The sequence below is a fragment of the Azospirillum largimobile genome, assembly GCF_977007025.2.
In genome coordinates this window covers 1,677,184-1,692,862 of the sequence record NZ_CDRMUA020000001.1, presented here as the reverse complement: position 1 = coordinate 1,692,862, position 15,679 = coordinate 1,677,184, and the positions used below count along the sequence as shown (strand labels likewise).

At 65.7% G+C, this 15,679-nt stretch carries 13 protein-coding genes and 3 tRNA genes; 11 read left to right on the top strand and 5 right to left on the bottom strand.

The genetic code is table 11. The features are described from left to right. Nucleotides 1-83 precede the first annotated feature (83 nt). Nucleotides 84-284 (bottom strand): hypothetical protein, encoded by a 201-nt coding sequence (locus ACWPKK_RS07860; RefSeq protein WP_324866599.1) that lies wholly within the window; start codon nucleotides 282-284, stop codon nucleotides 84-86. 74 nt (nucleotides 285-358) lie between these two features. Further along, nucleotides 359-553 (bottom strand): hypothetical protein, encoded by a 195-nt coding sequence (locus ACWPKK_RS07855; protein WP_324866597.1) that lies wholly within the window; start codon nucleotides 551-553, stop codon nucleotides 359-361. Between the two features lie 175 nt (nucleotides 554-728). Here ACWPKK_RS07855 and ACWPKK_RS07850 point away from each other — a divergent pair, with 175 nt between their 5' ends. Continuing rightward, complete coding sequence (locus ACWPKK_RS07850) at nucleotides 729-1,022, top strand: hypothetical protein (protein WP_452002530.1); 294 nt, start codon at nucleotides 729-731, stop codon at nucleotides 1,020-1,022. 46 nt (nucleotides 1,023-1,068) lie between these two features. Here ACWPKK_RS07850 and glnA read toward each other — a convergent pair whose 3' ends face one another. Both glnA and ACWPKK_RS07840 read right to left on the bottom strand, forming a co-directional pair. Continuing rightward, nucleotides 1,069-2,478, bottom strand: coding sequence for a type I glutamate--ammonia ligase (glnA, locus tag ACWPKK_RS07845; RefSeq protein WP_324866581.1), 1,410 nt, complete (start codon nucleotides 2,476-2,478; stop codon nucleotides 1,069-1,071). Nucleotides 2,479-2,772: 294 nt separating this feature from the next. Next, nucleotides 2,773-3,111, bottom strand: a complete 339-nt coding sequence (locus tag ACWPKK_RS07840; RefSeq protein WP_012974531.1) for a P-II family nitrogen regulator — start codon at nucleotides 3,109-3,111, stop codon at nucleotides 2,773-2,775. 368 nt (nucleotides 3,112-3,479) lie between these two features. On the opposite strand from ACWPKK_RS07840, the gene ACWPKK_RS07835 reads away from it, so the two are divergent. The 10 genes from ACWPKK_RS07835 to ACWPKK_RS07790 all read left to right on the top strand — a co-directional run bounded on the left by ACWPKK_RS07835 (nucleotide 3,480) and on the right by ACWPKK_RS07790 (nucleotide 14,257). Further along, nucleotides 3,480-3,555: transfer RNA gene (locus tag ACWPKK_RS07835), tRNA-His, on the top strand. Nucleotides 3,556-3,732: 177 nt separating this feature from the next. Beyond that, nucleotides 3,733-5,196 (top strand): NAD(P)H-hydrate dehydratase, encoded by a 1,464-nt coding sequence (locus tag ACWPKK_RS07830; protein WP_452002527.1) that lies wholly within the window; start codon nucleotides 3,733-3,735, stop codon nucleotides 5,194-5,196. Between the two features lie 102 nt (nucleotides 5,197-5,298). Further along, a complete protein-coding gene (locus tag ACWPKK_RS07825) occupies nucleotides 5,299-6,828 on the top strand; it encodes a malonyl-CoA decarboxylase (RefSeq protein ID WP_452002524.1) in 1,530 nt (509 codons plus the stop codon). 137 nt (nucleotides 6,829-6,965) lie between these two features. Continuing rightward, nucleotides 6,966-7,050 (top strand) — tRNA-Leu (locus ACWPKK_RS07820). Between the two features lie 91 nt (nucleotides 7,051-7,141). Then, entirely contained in the window at nucleotides 7,142-8,473 is a 1,332-nt protein-coding gene (gene tig, locus ACWPKK_RS07815; protein WP_452002521.1) for a trigger factor, read from the top strand. 112 nt (nucleotides 8,474-8,585) lie between these two features. Then, complete coding sequence (gene clpP, locus ACWPKK_RS07810) at nucleotides 8,586-9,212, top strand: ATP-dependent Clp endopeptidase proteolytic subunit ClpP (RefSeq protein ID WP_042688570.1); 627 nt, start codon at nucleotides 8,586-8,588, stop codon at nucleotides 9,210-9,212. 256 nt (nucleotides 9,213-9,468) lie between these two features. Next, nucleotides 9,469-10,731, top strand: a complete 1,263-nt coding sequence (gene clpX, locus ACWPKK_RS07805; RefSeq protein WP_149198333.1) for an ATP-dependent Clp protease ATP-binding subunit ClpX — start codon at nucleotides 9,469-9,471, stop codon at nucleotides 10,729-10,731. A 458-nt stretch (nucleotides 10,732-11,189) separates the two neighbouring features. Beyond that, nucleotides 11,190-13,604: an endopeptidase La gene (lon, locus tag ACWPKK_RS07800; protein WP_324871903.1), complete on the top strand. Its 2,415-nt coding sequence runs from the start codon at nucleotides 11,190-11,192 to the stop codon at nucleotides 13,602-13,604. A gap of 197 nt (nucleotides 13,605-13,801) precedes the next feature. Next, entirely contained in the window at nucleotides 13,802-14,074 is a 273-nt protein-coding gene (locus ACWPKK_RS07795; protein WP_012974523.1) for an HU family DNA-binding protein, read from the top strand. A gap of 108 nt (nucleotides 14,075-14,182) precedes the next feature. Next, a tRNA-Val gene (locus ACWPKK_RS07790) sits at nucleotides 14,183-14,257 on the top strand. Between the two features lie 91 nt (nucleotides 14,258-14,348). Here the strand turns inward: ACWPKK_RS07790 and ACWPKK_RS07785 are convergent. Further along, complete coding sequence (locus ACWPKK_RS07785; RefSeq protein ID WP_452002516.1) at nucleotides 14,349-15,521, bottom strand: hypothetical protein; 1,173 nt, start codon at nucleotides 15,519-15,521, stop codon at nucleotides 14,349-14,351. Nucleotides 15,522-15,679 lie beyond the last annotated feature (158 nt).

Genomic DNA, 15,679 nt, shown 5'->3' with positions numbered 1-15,679 from the left:
CTCTCCCGTGATCGGACCGGCCTTCGGCCGGCCGAGAGCGGGGGAGGGTTAGGGAGGGGGCATCGCCAGCCGACGCCTACCCATCAAGCCCCGCCGATCCCCTGCACATAGCTCTCGCCGGTCTTCGGATCGATGTTCTCGCCCGTGCCCGGCGTGCCCGGCGGTGCTTCGTCCTTGTCGCTCATCGGCTCGACCGCCGGCTTCACCGGGATCGGCTTGGTGGCGGGACGGTCACCGCCGGCCCGATCATTCTGCGGCATATCGGACGTCTTTTCCTCGGCCATGGCGGCATTCTCCCTCTGGTGGACGCTTCACCCCCACCAACAGGCCGCCCGCCGCTTCGTCACCCCCGCCGCGCTTATTCCGCCGCTTCCAGTGCGACCCGCGCCAGTTCCAGCAGCTTCTTGTCCACCTCCTCCTTGTCGTAGCCGGGATTGTCGGCCAGGGAGTCGCGCAGCCGCATGGTGATGAATTCACCGGTGTGGTGCTTCTCGTAGAGGCGGACGTCGCCCAGGGCCTTGGCGACGCGGTGCAGCCGATCGCGATCCATCATGCTCTCCCATCCTGGTCACTCATGTTGTTCACTGGCGTGCCAACAGCCGGGCTGCCGCATCATTCCTGTGCGTTGAGTTCCCCTTGCGCCGTACTGCGCTTGGATGCCGGAACAGGATGCGCCTTTCGGGCGTCCCTGTTCATGGCTGCAATCACTGGCGACTGGGGGCGACTGCATGGACCCGGGAAACGATCAACGGCGAGAACTGCTCACCCGCGTGCGCCATGTCGTGGAGCATTACGAACGCCACAGCACCGCCGGCCCCGCCATCATGCGCGGCGTCCGCTACGACTTGGCGGTGCGGGCAACCGACCTGAACGGCGACGGCTGCCTGTTCCCCGCCTGCACATGCGCCAAGGCGGACTGCGCCGAACGCAAGGGCTGCGCGCCGCCCGATGTCGGCGTCTGGATCGAACAGGCCAAAAAAGAAAACCGCCCCCGGCGCGAACCGGGAGCGGCTTTCGAATGATGCGTGACCGACCGCGGCGCCCGTTGCCGGACGCCGCGAGGCAACATCAGACCGAGTAGTACATTTTGTACTCGATCGGGTGCGGCATGGTCTCGAAGGCCATCATCTCTTCCGTGCGGAGGTCGATGTAGCCGTCGATCATGTCCTGCGAGAAGACGTCGCCCTTGCGCAGGAACTCGTTGTCCTCGCGCAGGGAGTTCAGGGCTTCGCGCAGCGAGCCGCAGACGGTCGGGACCTTGGCCAGCTCTTCCGGCGGCAGGTCGTACAGGTTCTTGTCCATCGCGTCGCCAGGATGGATCTTGTTCTGGATGCCGTCCAGGCCGGCCATCAGCATGGCGGCGAAGGCCAGGTACGGGTTGGCCGACGGATCCGGGAAGCGGACCTCGACGCGCTTGCCCTTCGGCGAGGCAACGTACGGGATGCGGCAGGACGCCGAACGGTTGCGGGCCGAGTAGGCCAGCAGCACCGGGGCCTCATAGCCCGGGACCAGACGCTTGTAGCTGTTGGTCGACGGATTGGTGAAGGCGTTCAGCGCCTTGGCGTGCTTGATGATGCCGCCGATGTAGTACAGCGCCAGCTCCGACAGGTCGGCGTACTGGTTGCCGGCGAACAGCGGCTGGCCGTCCTTCCAGATCGACTGGTGGCAGTGCATGCCCGAGCCGTTGTCGCCGAACACGGGCTTCGGCATGAAGGTGGCCGACTTGCCGTAGGCGTGGGCGACGTTGTGCACCACGTACTTGTAGTACTGCATGTTGTCGCCGGTGCGGACCAGCGTGTCGAACTTGATGCCCAGCTCGTGCTGGGCGGCGGCCACCTCGTGGTGGTGCTTCTCGACCGGAACGCCCATCTCGGCCAGGACGCTCAGCATCTCGGCGCGCAGGTCGTTGCAGCTGTCGATCGGGGCGACCGGGAAGTAACCGCCCTTGGTGCCCGGGCGGTGGCCCAGGTTGCCGTCCTCATAGTCCTTGTCGGACGAATAGGTGCCTTCGTCCGAATCGAACTGGTAGGACACCTTGTTCATCTCGACCGTGTACTTCACGTTGTCGAAGACGAAGAATTCGGCTTCCGGACCGAAGAAGACGGTGTCGCCGATGCCGGCCGAGGCGGTGTAGCGCTCGGCGGCCTTGGCGATGCCACGCGGGCAGCGGGCGTAGGAGCCGCCGGTGCCCGGATCATACACGTCGCAGAGGATGTTCAGCGTCGGCTGGGCGGCGAACGGATCCATGACGGCCGTCGTCGGGTCCAGCTTCAGGATCATGTCCGACTCTTCGATGCCCTTCCAGCCGGCGATCGAGGAACCGTCGAACATGATGCCGTCCTCGAACACATCCTCGTCGATGGTCGAGACGTGCTGGGCCGTGTGGTGCAGCTTGCCGCGCGGGTCGGTGAAGCGCAGGTCCACGTACTTGACGTCGTGTTCCTTGATCAGGTCGAAGACCTTGCTGATGTCGGACATGTCTCTTTTTCCACGCTTTAAGAGGGTTGGATCCCGCTGCGTCAAGCCGCTGCCCCAGCCCCTTCGGGGCTTCGGCGGCGGAGGGCGGCGCTCGCGGCGGACGTTATCTCACGCCTTTCTTCCCCGTACAACGCGCCAACCCAAAAAGTCGCACGTTCGCCATAGGCGGCCATCGGCCGTTCGGCGAAGGGTGCGGCAGGGGCCGGCGCGAGGGGATGGGGAAAGCGGCGCATGTTGGCGGGTGCTGGTCGGAAGGGAGCCGGTTGGAAGTGCGGGAACAGGTGCGGTGCGCGATCAGATCGCGTCGGCACCCTTTTCGCCGGTGCGGATGCGGACCACTTCCTCCACGGGCGTGACGAAGATCTTGCCGTCGCCGATGCGGCCGGTATGGGCGGCCTGCTGGATCGCCTCGATCGCCCGTTCCACCAGGGAGTCTTCCATCACCACCTCGATCTTCACCTTCGGCAGGAAGTCCACGACGTATTCCGCGCCGCGGTAAAGCTCGGTGTGGCCCTTCTGGCGGCCGAAGCCCTTGGCTTCGGTGACGGTGATCCCCTTGATCCCGACCTCGTGAAGGGCTTCCTTCACCTCGTCGAGTTTGAACGGCTTGATGATGGCTTCGATCTTCTTCATGGGTCTCTCGTGTACGAGGTGCCAACGCCGGCAGGCACCGTCCACGGCACTGCCGACAGCGACGACGGTAAGCATGGAACGTGCCACATTCGGCCGATCCGGTCCGGCGGCATCGACGCTGGTCATAAGACGGTCGGGTGCCGTCCGATGGGGCAGGGTGCTGCCGAAGGATTCAGCGGATTGAACAATATTTGTGCAATTGGCGCAAGCACTGCGCTGCCTGCGCGTCATCGAAGGCGGCAATCGGCGGCGAAAGGGGTGTGCTCCAACCCCCAAAGAAGTTTTTTCACTTTTCGCGAAAAAGGCGCTTGACCGGAAAGCCGAGGTGGAGGATAACGCGGCTCCCGACGGCGGAAACGCTGACGGCGGCGGTGGTAGCTCAGTTGGTAGAGCCCTCGGTTGTGGTCCGAGTGGTCGTGGGTTCGAGTCCCATCCATCGCCCCATCTTCCCTTTCCTTTCCCCTTAAAATCCGTTCTTCTTATCGTCCGCACGGCTTACTGGCCGTCTTGCGGGCGTTTATGCTTGTCTGCATCGTCCGTTGCGGGCAAAGACGCAGCCCAGGGGTAGAGTGAGGGCGTGCAAGTTCGCCCGTAACGGAACGCAGCGCCGGGGAGTGGGGGATGGATGAGCTTCTGTCCGTCGCAGAGATGTATCGGGCCGATCAACTGGCCATCGCCGCCGGGGTGCCCGGCCCGGCCCTGATGGAGGCCGCCGGCGCCGCCGTGGTCCGCGCGGTGTGCGAACGCTGGGCGCCGCACCCGACCGCGGTGCTCTGCGGTCCCGGCAACAATGGCGGCGACGGCTTCGTGATCGCCCGCCTTCTGCTGGAGGCCGGCTGGCCGGTGCGGCTGGCGCTGCTCGGCACACGCTCGGCACTCACAGGCGACGCCGCGGTGGCTGCAGACCGCTGGCCCGGTCCGATCGAGGCGGCCGATCCCTACATCCTCAAGGGCAATCCCCTGGTCATCGACGCGCTGTTCGGCGCCGGCCTCTCCCGGCCGCTCGACGGCCACGCCCGCGCCATCGTCGAAGCGATGGACGGGCGCACGGTGGTGGCGGTGGACGTGCCGAGCGGCCTGCACGGCGACAGCGGCCGGGTGCTGGGCGCCGCGCCCCAGGCGGCGCTGACCGTCACCTTCTTCCGCCGCAAGCCCGGCCATGTGCTGTTGCCCGGCCGAACCCTGTGCGGCGAGGTGGTGGTCGCCGACATCGGCATTCCGGATCGGGTGCTGGACGGCATCGCCCCGCAGACCGCCGTCAACGAGCCGTCGCTGTGGCGCCACCGCTTTCCCTGGCCGGCGCTGGACGGCCACAAATATGCGCGCGGCCATGCCGTGGTTCTCGGCGGCGCTCGGATGACCGGGGCGGCGCGGCTTGCCTCGGTCGCGGCCCTGCGGGCCGGGGCCGGGCTGGTCACCATCGCCTGCCCGCAGGAGGCCTTCCCGATCTATGCCGCCGGATGCGCCAGCGTGATCGTCGACCCGCTGGTGGATGACGGCGCCTTCGCCCGCCTGCTGCAGGACCAGCGGAAGAACGCGGTGCTGATCGGGCCGGGGGCGGGCAGGGGGGCGCAGACCCGCGCCGCGGTGATGGCCGCACTGGACGCCCGAAAGGCCTGCGTGCTGGACGCCGATGCGCTGACGAGCTTCGCCGAAGCGGCCGACGACCTGCTCGACCGGCTCGACAAGCGCTGCGTCCTGACGCCGCATGAGGGGGAGTTCGCCCGGCTGTTCGGCGACTCCGTCGGCATGGACGGCGACAAGCTGTCGCGGGTCCGCGCCGCCGCTGCCCGGTCCGGTGCCGTGGTGGTGCTGAAGGGGGCGGACACAGTGGTCGCCGCGCCCGACGGCCGCGCCGTGGTCAACGTCAACGCGCCGCCCGATCTGGCGACCGCCGGGACCGGCGATGTGCTGGCCGGCATCGTTCTGGGCCTGCTGGCGCAGGGAATGGACGGGTTCGAGGCCGCCTGCACCGCCGTCTGGCTGCATGGCGAGGCCGGGCGCGCGCTGGGCCCCGGCCTGATCTCCGACGATCTGGCGGGTGCGCTTCCCGGTGTGCTGAAGGCACTGAAGGCGCAGGCCTGAAATCCGCGAAGGGTCACCCAAGGGTGACGTTGGCGGTACTCCCGACGGCAGCGTCCACGCGCCCCCTTGCGGTGCCGGTCGAGGCGGGCCAGACTCCGGGGCATGAGCGACGCACCCGACACGACCACGCTGGATCCTGTGCCGCCATCCCAGGTCGCGCAGCCCAATTTCTTCGACCGCGCGCTGGACAACCTGCGCACCCGCTGGCGCGAGGTCGCGGCCTCGGCCCGCGGCGCCGTCGGCGCACCGCCGCGCACCCATCTGCCCCGGGAGGACGCCGAACGGCTGAAGGAGCAGATCGAGGCCTGCCTGGAATCGCGCGGCGGCGAGGTTTCGGCCCGCGCCCGCGCTGCCCAGCTCGGCCGCACCTATCTGGCGCTCGATCCCCAGGGGCGCCGGAACTTCCTTCTGATGCTCGCGCGCGACTTCGACGTCGATCGCGACGCGGTGATGGACGCGATGGCGACCTTCCAGGCGGCGGCCGATCCGGTCGCCCGCGGCCATGCCGAGCGGGCGCTCCGCCGTGCGCTGGAACCGCCGCGCCTGCGCCTGCTGACCCAGTTCAACGCCCTGCCTGAAGGCGTCAAGTTCCTGGTCGACCTGCGCGCCGAACTGATGGAGATGGCGCGCGGCGAACCGCTGCTGCAGGCGTTGGAAGACGATCTGAAGAACCTGCTGCGCGCCTGGTTCGACGTCGGCTTCCTGGAGATGCACCGCATCACCTGGGACAGCCCGGCCTCGCTGCTGGAAAAGCTGATCAAGTACGAGGCGGTGCATGAGATCAGCGGCTGGCAGGATCTGAAGGACCGTCTCGATTCCGACCGGCGCTGCTTCGCTTTCTTCCATCCGCGCATGCCGCACGAGCCGCTGATCTTCGTCGAGGTCGCGCTGGTCCAGGGCATGTCGGACAATGTGCAGGCGCTGCTCGATCCCACCGCACCGGTCTGCGATCCGAAGAGCGCCGACAGCGCCATCTTCTATTCGATCTCCAACGCCCAGAGCGGGCTGGCCGGCATCAGCTTCGGCAATTTCCTGATCAAGCGGGTGGTCGACGGGCTGGCGACCGAGTTCCCCAACATCAAGTGCTACGCCACCCTGTCGCCGATTCCCGGATTCCGCCGCTGGTTCGATCGCACGCTCGACCGCGACGGCGACGCCGTGCTGACCAACACGGAAGCCGAGCGCATTGCCGAGCGGCTGACCGAACTGGAACAGTCCGACGATGCCGAAGCGCCGACCGAGGGCGGCGTCGGCACCGACGAATCGCCGCTGCTCGCCCGCGCCCTCTCACGCCCCGGCTGGACGGCGGACGAGGAATTGCAGAAACGCCTGCGCGGTCCGTTGATGCGGATGTGTACCCATTACCTGACGACGGTGCAGGAGGCGAAGGGTCATGGACGCGCCCGCGCGCAGGATCCGGTGGCGCATTTCCATCTGACCAACGGCGCGCGCATGGAGCGGCTGAACTGGCTGGCCGACCGCTCGGCCAAGGGGCTGAAACAGTCGCTGGGGATGATGATCAACTACCGCTACCGGCTGGGCGAGATCGACGCCAACCACGAGGCCTATACCGGCGAGGGGCGCATCATCACCTCGTCCGCGGTAAGGTCGCTGGGCAAGGCCGGCGGCTGACGCGAACAGACCGGGCCTCACTCTATTGAGCGGGGCCATTTTGCCTGTTTGCTTCCGGCGCGCTGTGCTATAGACCGGACTTCGCCGGCGGTCCGGCGGGTGTTTGCGCACCCGTCGCGGCTGCCTTTGCCATGAACGCGGGCGTGGCGGAATTGGTAGACGCGCTGGATTTAGGTTCCAGTGACTTCGGTCGTATGGGTTCAAGTCCCTTCGCCCGCACCATGGCAACACCTTGGACCGCATGGACAACACGGATTCGGGCCGCCCGGACGGGCGCCGCCGGGCCGGAACAACGAGATAGGCTTTCGTTCCGATGAACATCACCGAGACCAGCACCGACGGCCTCAAGCGCGAATTTCAGGTCGTCATTTCCGCCAAGGACATCGAAGAGAAGGTGAACGGCAAGCTGGAAGAGCTGCGCCGCACGGTCCAGCTGCCGGGCTTCCGTCCGGGCAAGGTGCCGGTCACCGTGATCAAGCAGCGCTATTTCGGTGGCGTGCTGTCCGAGGTGCTGGAGGACGCCATCTCCGACAGCTCGCGCCAGGCGCTGAGCGAGCGCGGCCTGCGCGTCGCCCTGCAGCCGAAGATCGAAGTCGAGAAGTACGAGGACGGCGGCGACCTCACCTACAAGATGGCGGTCGAGCTGCTGCCGGACGTCGAGCCGGGCGAGTTCACCGGCATCGAGCTGGAGAAGCCGGTCGCCGAGGTCACCGACGAGTCGGTGGAAGAGGCGCTGGCCCGTCTGGCCTCGGCCCACTCGACCCAGGCCCCGGTCACCGAGGACCGCGCTGCCGAGACCGGCGACATTGCCGTGATCGACTTCGCCGGTTCCGTCGATGGCGAGGCCCTGCCGGGCATGGACGGCAAGGACTACCCGCTGGAGCTGGGCGCCGGCCGCTTCGTGCCGGGCTTCGAGGAGCAGCTGGTCGGCGCCAAGGCCGGCGAGCACCGCACCGTCAACGTCACCTTCCCGGAAGACTACCCGCACGAGCGCCTGAAGGGTGCCGCGACCGTCTTCGAGGTCGACGTGAAGGAGCTGCGCAAGAACGTCCCGGCCGAGGTCAATGACGAACTCGCCAAGGAGTTCGGCATGGAGAGCCTGGAGAAGATGCGCGAAGCCATCCGCGACCGCATCAAGGGCGAGTATGACGGCCTGTCGCGCCTGCGCGTGAAGCGCCAGCTGCTCGACAAGCTGGCCGAGGCCCATTCGTTCGAGGTGCCGGCCGGCATGGTCGACATCGAGTTCGAGGGCATCTGGGCCCGCCTGCAGGAAGAGCTGAAGAACGGCACGGCCGGCGAGGACGCCAGCAAGTCCGAGGACGAGCTGAAGGCCGAGTACCGCTCGATCGCCGAGCGCCGCGTCCGCCTGGGTCTGCTGCTGTCGGAAGTCGGCCGCCGCAACAACATCCAGGTCACCCAGGACGAGGTGAACCGCGCCCTGATCAACGAAGCCCGTCGCTTCCCCGGTCAGGAGCGCCAGGTGTTCGAGTTCTTCAAGCAGAACCAGCAGGCGCTCGAGAATCTCCGCGCCCCGATCTTCGAGGACAAGGTGGTCGATCACATCCTGGATCAGGCCAAGGTGACCGAGAAGACCGTCAGCGTCGAAGAGCTGACGAAGGACGAGGACGAGGCTGAGGCCGCCTAACTCCCCAAAAGGAGTGGGGGCGGACTACCATCCGCCCCCAAAGGTTCCTATATGTGGTTCCGTGCCGGCAACGATCACCGGTTCAGCCAACTGCGGGGGCAGGGAAGAACACATGTACGACTTCGAGCCGAAGATGAATGCTCTGGTCCCGATGGTCATCGAACAGACCAACCGGGGCGAGCGCGCGTACGACATTTATTCGCGCCTGCTGAAGGAGCGGATCATCTTCCTGATCGGCGGAGTGAACGACGCCGTCGCCAGCCTGATCTGCTCGCAGCTGCTGTTCCTTGAGTCGGAGAACCCGAACAAGGACATCGCGCTCTACATCAATTCGCCGGGCGGTTACGTCTCGGCCGGCCTCGCCATCTACGACACCATGCAGTACATCCGTCCGCAGGTGTCGACGGTGTGCATGGGGCAGGCCGCGTCGATGGGCTCGCTGCTGCTGGCGGCCGGCGCGCCGGGCAAGCGCTTCTCGCTGCCCAACAGCCGCATCATGATCCACCAGCCGTCGGGCGGCGCCCAGGGCCAGGCCTCGGACATCGAAATCCAGGCCCAGGAAATCCTGAAGCTGCGCTCGCGCCTGAACGACATCTACGTCAAGCACACCGGGCAGGATCTCGACACCATCGAGACCGCCATGGAGCGCGACAAGTTCATGTCGCCGGAAGAGGCGAAGGCCTTCGGCCTGATCGACGAGGTGGTGGAGAAGCGTCCGGGCGTCGACCACCATTCGTGAACCGAGGTTCCCGAGCCCTCCCAACAAAGGGTTGATCGGGTCGTGACGCTGTTGTTGAATGGCAGTGACACGATCCGGTCATAGGGGGAGTCCCGAGCAGGGACCCGGATATGCGGATCGTGATGCGTCGCCAAATCGGCGCATGACCTTGTCGCGGGCGTCGTCCGCGATAACCTGAGTAGGACCGGCGTCGGGGGGCGCCGCGAACGGGCATGGTCCTCAAGGATCACGCCTCCCGCGAGATGACGGAGTACCGATGAGCAAGTCCAGCAGCGGCGATTCGAAGAATACGCTCTACTGCTCCTTCTGCGGCAAGAGCCAGCACGAGGTCCGCAAGCTGATTGCCGGTCCGACGGTGTTCATCTGCGATGAATGCGTCGAACTGTGCATGGACATCATTCGCGAGGAGAACAAGACGACCCTCGTGAAGTCCCGCGATGGGGTTCCGACTCCGCGCGACATTCATGCGGTGCTCGACGATTACGTCATCGGACAGTCCTACGCCAAGCGCGTGCTGTCGGTGGCGGTCCACAATCATTACAAGCGCCTCGCCCACGGGACGAAGCACAACGACGTCGAACTGGCGAAGTCGAACATCCTGCTGATCGGCCCGACCGGCTGCGGCAAGACGCTGCTGGCCCAGACCCTGGCCCGCATCATCGACGTTCCCTTCACCATGGCCGACGCCACGACGCTGACCGAAGCCGGTTACGTCGGCGAGGACGTCGAGAACATCATCCTCAAGCTGCTGCAGGCCGCCGACTACAATGTGGAGCGGGCGCAGCGCGGCATCGTCTACATCGACGAGGTCGACAAGATCAGCCGCAAGTCCGACAACCCGTCGATCACCCGCGACGTGTCGGGCGAGGGCGTGCAGCAGGCCCTGCTGAAGATCATGGAGGGCACCGTCGCCTCCGTGCCGCCGCAGGGCGGGCGCAAGCATCCGCAGCAGGAATTCCTGCAGGTCGACACCAGCAACATCCTGTTCATCTGCGGCGGCGCCTTCGCCGGCCTGGACAAGATCATCGCCCAGCGCGGCAAGGGCACCAGCATCGGCTTCGGCGCCGATGTGCGCTCCGCCGACGAGCGTGCGACCGGCGAGATCCTGCACGAGGTCGAGCCCGAGGATCTGCTGAAGTTCGGTCTGATCCCCGAGTTCATCGGCCGTCTGCCCGTGCTGGCCACCTTGTCCGACCTGGACGAGGGCGCGCTGGTCGAGATCCTCAGCAAGCCGAAGAACGCCTTGGTCAAGCAGTACCAGCGCCTATTCGAGATGGAAGACGTCCATCTGGAGTTCTCCGAGGACGCCATGCGCGCCATCGCCCACAAGGCGATTGCCCGCAAGACCGGCGCCCGCGGCCTGCGGTCGATCATGGAAGCCATCCTGCTCGACCCGATGTTCGACCTGCCGGGCCTGACCGGCATCGAAAGCATCCTGGTCAACAAGGAAGTGGTCGAAGGGCGGGCCAAGCCGCTCTACGTCCATGCCGAACGGCGCAGCGAGGCGCCGGGCGCCTGACCCGGTGACACTCTGTCGCGCGTCTCGCGACGCGGCGAATAAAGGGGCGCTTCGGCGCCCCTTTTCTTATGTCCGCATGGTTCCGGCGCTGCCGGTGCGGGTGCCGGCCAACCCTCCATCCCGAATCGTCGCCTCGTCGGAGTGATCACGGCGGTCCGGCCTGGGGTTGGGACGCAAACGGGGCCGTAAACTTCCCCTTGGGGCGGTCGAAGGGACGGAAAGACACCCCGAACCGGCGTTCAAGCCGTCCGAAAGGGGAATAAGCGCGGTGTTGGCCGGTGGAATGGCCCTCTCACCCCGTGGAAACGTCGGGAAGGGGGCCGCAGCCCCCTTGAAGGGCGCATGGCCGTGTGCCACGTTAGTCGGGTGCCGTAGGCGATCCCCGCGCTCAACCCGAGGCGGGGGCTGTGTCAGGCCCATTCCGGGCTGGCGGCGATCCATTCATTGAGGCCCTGCCCATGATCGAACTCTCCCGTGGTGCCCTCTACCCGGTCCTGCCGCTGCGCGACATCGTGGTCTTCCCCCACATGATCGTGCCGCTGTTCGTCGGGCGCGAGAAGTCCGTGCGCGCGCTGGAAGACGTGATGAAGGATGACAAGCAGATCCTGCTCGTCACCCAGAAGAACGCCGCGCAGGACGATCCGACTCCGGCCGACATCTACAGCGTCGGCACCGTCGGCACCGTGTTGCAGCTGCTCAAGCTGCCGGACGGGACCGTCAAGGTGCTGGTGGAAGGCGGCCAGCGCGCCGCCATCACCAAGTTCGCCGACAATGAGGAGTTCTTCCAGGCCCAGGCCGAACTGGTCGAGGAAAAGACCGGCGAGAACCAGGAGCTTGAAGCCCTGAGCCGCGCCGTCGTCTCCCAGTTCGAGCAGTACATCAAGCTCAACAAGAAGATCCCGCCGGAAGTGCTGGTCTCGATCAACCAGATCGAGGAAGCCGGCAAGCTGGCCGATACCGTCGCTTCGCATCTGGCGCTGAAGATTCCGGAGAAGCAGCAGCTTCTGGAATGCGCCACCGTGTCGGAGCGGCTGGAGCGGGTCTATGCCTTCATGGAAGGCGAGATCGGCGTTCTTCAGGTGGAAAAGCGCATCCGCAACCGCGTCAAGCGGCAGATGGAGAAGACCCAGCGCGAGTACTATCTGAACGAGCAGCTGAAGGCGATCCAGAAGGAGCTCGGCGAGACCGAGGACGGCCGCGACGAATCGGCCGAGCTGGAAGAGAAGATCAACAAGACCCGCTTCTCCAAGGAAGCCCGCGAAAAGGCCCTGGCCGAGTTGAAGAAGCTGCGGTCGATGAGCCCGATGTCCGCGGAGGCCACCGTGGTCCGCAACTACCTGGATTGGATGCTGTCCATTCCGTGGAAGAAGCGCACCAAGGTGAAGCGCGACCTGAAGCTGGCCCAGAAGGTGCTGGACGCCGACCATTACGGTCTGGAGAAGGTCAAGGAGCGTATCCTTGAGTATCTTGCCGTTCAGAACCGGATGAACAAGGTCAAGGGTCCGATCCTCTGCCTCGTCGGCCCGCCCGGCGTCGGCAAGACCTCGCTCGGCAAGTCGATCGCCAAGTCCACCGGCCGCAATTTCGTCCGCATGTCGCTGGGCGGCGTCCGTGACGAGGCCGAGGTTCGCGGCCACCGCCGCACCTACATCGGCTCGATGCCCGGCAAGGTCATCCAGGGCATGAAGAAGGCGAAGTCCTCCAACCCGCTCTTCCTGCTCGACGAGATCGACAAGCTCGGCGCCGACTGGCGCGGCGATCCGTCGTCCGCCCTGCTGGAGGTCCTGGATCCGGAGCAGAACGGCACCTTCAACGACCATTATCTGGAGGTCGACTACGACCTGTCCGATGTGATGTTCGTCTGCACGGCCAACACGATGCGCATGCCGCAGCCGCTGCTGGACCGCATGGAGATCATCCGCGTCGCCGGCTACACCGAGGACGAAAAGGTCGAGATTTCCAAGCGCCACCTGATCGAGAAGCAGATCGAGGCGAACGGCCTGAAGAAGGGCGAGTTCACCATCTCCGATGACGCGCTACGCGATCTGGTCCGCTACTACACGCGGGAAGCCGGCGTCCGCAGCCTGGAACGCGAGATCGCCAACCTCTGCCGCAAGGCGGTGAAGGAGATCCTGCTCAAGGGCACCGGCGGCGCCAAGGTGTCGGTCACCCGCCGTAACCTCGACAAGTATGCCGGCGTCCGCCGCTTCCACTATGGTGAGGCGGAGCTGGAGGATCTGGTGGGCGTCACCACCGGTCTGGCCTGGACCGAGGTCGGCGGCGAGCTGCTGTCGATCGAGGCCGTGGGCCTGCCCGGCAAGGGCCGTGTCACCACCACCGGCAAGTTGGGCGACGTGATGAAGGAATCGGTCCAGGCGGCCGAGAGCTACGTCAAGTCGCGCGCCGTCGCCTTCGGCATCAAGCCGACGCTGTTCGAGAAGAAGGACATCCACGTCCACGTTCCCGAAGGCGCGACGCCGAAGGACGGCCCGTCGGCCGGTGTCGCCATGGCCACCTCCATCGTCTCGGTGCTGACCGGCATTCCGGTGCGCAAGGACGTGGCGATGACCGGCGAGATCACGCTGCGTGGCCGGGTCCTGCCGATCGGCGGCCTGAAGGAGAAGCTGCTGGCCGCACTGCGCGGCGGCATCAAGCATGTGCTGATCCCGAAGGACAACGAGAAGGATCTGGCGGACATCCCCGACAACGTGAAGCGCGGGCTGGAGATCATGCCCGTCGCCACGGTGGACGAGGTGCTGCGTAACGCGCTGGTGCGTCCGCTGGAGCCCATCGAGTGGACCGAGCCGGAGGTCGATCCGGCGGCGGCGAAGGCCCAGGAGAAGGGCGCTGACGGAGAGGCCCTGCGTCACTGATCCGGGACCGGCGGTTGCGATGCGATCGTGGCCGCCACCGGACGCGCGACTTTTGGGACATGATGAGCTATGCCGCCCGTCGGGAATTGACGGGCGGCAAACGCTGTGCTTATCCTTTGCTTCCAATAAGTCGTGGACGAAAAGTCCTGGGGCGGCTTTTGTCTTTCAGTATTTGCTGAATTTGGAAGGGGGATTGCGTGAACAAGAACGATCTCGTGGCGCATGTTGCCGAAGCGTCCGGTTTGTCCAAGACCGACGCCACGAAGGCCGTCGACGCCGTGTTCGACAGCATTGCCGAATCCTTGAAGAATGGCGATGAGGTCCGTCTGGTCGGCTTCGGCACCTTCGCGGTGGCTGAGCGTCCCGCGACCGAGGGCCGCAACCCGCGCACGGGTGAGAAGATTGACATTCCGGCGTCCAAGCAGCCGAAGTTCAAGGCCGGCAAGACCCTCAAGGACGCGCTGAACTGAGGTTCAGCCGGACGGGCTTGAAGTTTCCGGCCCATTCAGGGCATAGTGCGGCCGGCCGGGCAACCACCCGGCCGGCTTGTATTTGAAAGCAAAGCCTTTTCAGGCATCGGGCGATTAGCTCAGCGGTAGAGCGTCTCGTTTACACCGAGAATGTCGGGGGTTCGATCCCCTCATCGCCCACCACCCATATCCGCGCTTTCGCAGTCAGGCCCCGCTCCGGGGCTTTTTTCATGCCCGGAAGGCGAGGGGCGCCGGATGGGCGCCCCTTTGCCGGTCACTGCTCGCCGCAGGGGTTCGGCTGTTCCTTCATGCCGACATAGCCTTGGCTCGCGTCATACAGGAACTGGTACTGCCGCAGGAAATGGCGGCCGGTGTTGATGAAAGGCGCCCTCGGGGTGGCAGGAGGCGGCGGCTGGGTGCTCGAGGGGATCACCTGCGCCGGCTCGTTCGGCACGCCGCTGCCGACGATGAAGGCGTCGGTGGCGATCGGGTTGACGGCGTCGGGGATCTGCACGGCAACCGACGTTTGCGGCGCCAGAACGTTCACCGTCTTTGTCGGTTCGCTCAGATCCGTCTGCGCCACCTTGTTGAATTGGATCGTGGGCGGCACCGTCATGTAGCTCTGCGGGATGCCGGTATCGACCAGGATGTTCGCCGAGGTGCAGATCGGGCCGTTGGCATCGCGGTTTTGGTCCGGGTTCACCGTGATGCAGCCGCTCGGCATCATCCAGTCGCCGGGATACTGCAGATAAGGCTGCAGCTTGGCGAAGCGGAACCCCGCCGTGTTGGCCGCGGTCAGCCCGACCTGGATGCCCTGGCGGCCGATGATGTAGCCCTTGTTCAGCGTTCCCGGAGCGACGGGCTGGCCGTTCACGCTGTGCAGGTTCAGGAGAACATTCTTGTCCGGCGTGCCCTGCGGCTGGAAATCCGCCTCCTGCCCGAAGCCGACACCCATGTAGAGCACGGGCTTTTGCGGCGCCGGCAGGTTGGGGCAGATCTGCTGGTCGGTCTGGTAGGTGTCGCAGCGGCCGGACTGCTCCACGCCCAGCACGAAGACGTTCGAAGTCGCCACCGGCTGCTTGTTCCGGTCATACAGGGTAACCGTCATCGGCACCCAGGTGCCGACCCACAGCACCTTGCTGCTGGACAGGAATTGCGTGCCCGCCGTGGCGCCGGCGGCCGTTTTCAACTGGTCATAGTTGGGGATGTTGGCGGCCGAAATGGCGATGCCGACCGACCCCGTGTCCATCGTCACGGAATGGATGGTGCTGTCGCCGGCGATGCTGAAATTCAGCTGGGGGGCCTCTGTGAAGGAAACCGGCTGGAAATTGGCGAAGGGAATGCATTGGGTGACGCTGGCGCCGTCATAGCTGGGCAGGCTCTGCGCCAAGGTGGGGGCCACCGCAGCGAGGCTCAACGCCGCGACGGTCACAGTACGGGTGGTCAAATTGGAAAAATTCATGGCACCACTCAGCATTGATTGAGAATGCCTTGAGAATTGCTGGCATCGCGAGTGCCGTCCAGTGATCATTCTTGTCAAGAAAGAGCGAATCTTTGCAAAGCCACAACCATTGGCGCGACCATTGCCCCGCGGTCCACCGGGTG